Genomic DNA, 1,267 nt, shown 5'->3' on the forward strand with positions numbered 1-1,267 from the left:
CTTAGAGGTCCTCGCGCCAGAAGGGCATGCTCATGCAGCGCGGGCCGCCGCGGCCGCGGGAGAGCTCGGCGGAGGGCACGACGAGAAGGTCCAGGCCCTCCTTGTACAGCACGTCATTGGTGACGGTGTTGCGGGCGTAGACGCAGATCTTGCCGGGCTCGACGCACAGGGTGTTGGAGCCGTCGTTCCACTGCTCGCGGGAGGCCGCGATCGGGTCGCCGCCGCCGCAGGGGATCAGCTTGACCTGGTCGACGCCGGTGGCGTCCTCCAGGACGTGCTCGAGGGTGTCCTCGATCAGGCGGATGTTCACGTCGCCCGGGTTCTTGCCGGCGGTCAGCTCGTAGACGCGCAGGGTGCCCATGATGGCGGGGTGGATCGTGAACTTATCGACGTCGATCTGGGTGAAGACCGTGTCGAGGTGCATGAAGGCGCGCGAGACCGGGATGTCGAAGGCAAGGATGCGCTCGACCTTGGAGTCGGAGTTCCAGAAGATGTTCTGGGCCATGATGTCGATAGCGGCGGCCTGGGTGCGCTGGGAGATGCCGACGGCGAGGGTCTTCTCGTTGATGTTCAGCACGTCGCCGCCCTCGGTGTGGAACTGGCAGTCGCGGCGGAAGTACAGGGAGACGTCCTTGTAGTCGGGGTGGTACTTGAAGATGTACTTGCCGTACAGGGTCTCGCGGTTGCGGGTGACGGAGTACATGCGGTTGAGGTTGACGCCCTCGCCGACGACCGCGAACGGGTCGCGGGTGAAGTAGAGGTTGGGCATCGGGTCGATGATCAGGTCGGACTCGGACTCGGAGTTGACCAGGGAGTCGAGGGTCGTGGACGCCGTGAGGGGCATGTCGATCTCGGCCTTGGTCATGCCGGCCATGGTCTTCTTGACGAACTCGAGGTTGTCCTCGATGGAGTCCAGCTTCTCGCGGACGATCTGCGGCATGTGCTGGCCGCGGATGCCGGCCTCGGCGATGTACTGGTCGGTGAACTCGGCGCGGGCGCCGGGGACCTGGTCGAACACCTCGGCGACGAGGTTCTCGAGGTAGAGCACCTCGACGCCCTGGTCCCTCAGGATCTGGGCGAAGGTGTCGTGCTCCTGCTGTGCGACCTCCAGGAACGGGACGTCGTCGAACAGGAGTCGCTCGAGCTCGTCGGGCGGCAGGTTGAGGAGCTCGTCGCCGGGACGGTGCAGGCAGACCTTCCTGAGCTTGCCGATCTCGGAAGGCACGTGCAGACCTTTCGTCATGGCCTCCTACCTTTCTTTCGGGCC

General features: G+C 65.1%; 1 protein-coding gene. It reads right to left on the minus strand.

Going from position 1 to position 1,267, the window contains the following annotated elements; genetic code table 11:
* Position 1: 1 nt before the first annotated feature.
* The gene (arcA, locus tag DW823_RS09625) at positions 2-1,243 is read right to left on the minus strand and encodes an arginine deiminase (protein ID WP_055252566.1); all 1,242 of its coding nucleotides are present in this window, start codon (positions 1,241-1,243) and stop codon (positions 2-4) included.
* Positions 1,244-1,267: the final 24 nt, after the last annotated feature.

The organism is Collinsella sp. AM34-10 (assembly GCF_003469185.1).
Lineage (GTDB): Bacteria > Actinomycetota > Coriobacteriia > Coriobacteriales > Coriobacteriaceae > Collinsella.

Bases quoted from the DNA above. Each gene is read 5' to 3' on its own strand.
- arcA (WP_055252566.1), bottom strand. From the start codon at position 1,243: ATGACGAAAGGTCTGCACGTGCCTTCCGAGATCGGCAAGCTCAGGAAG.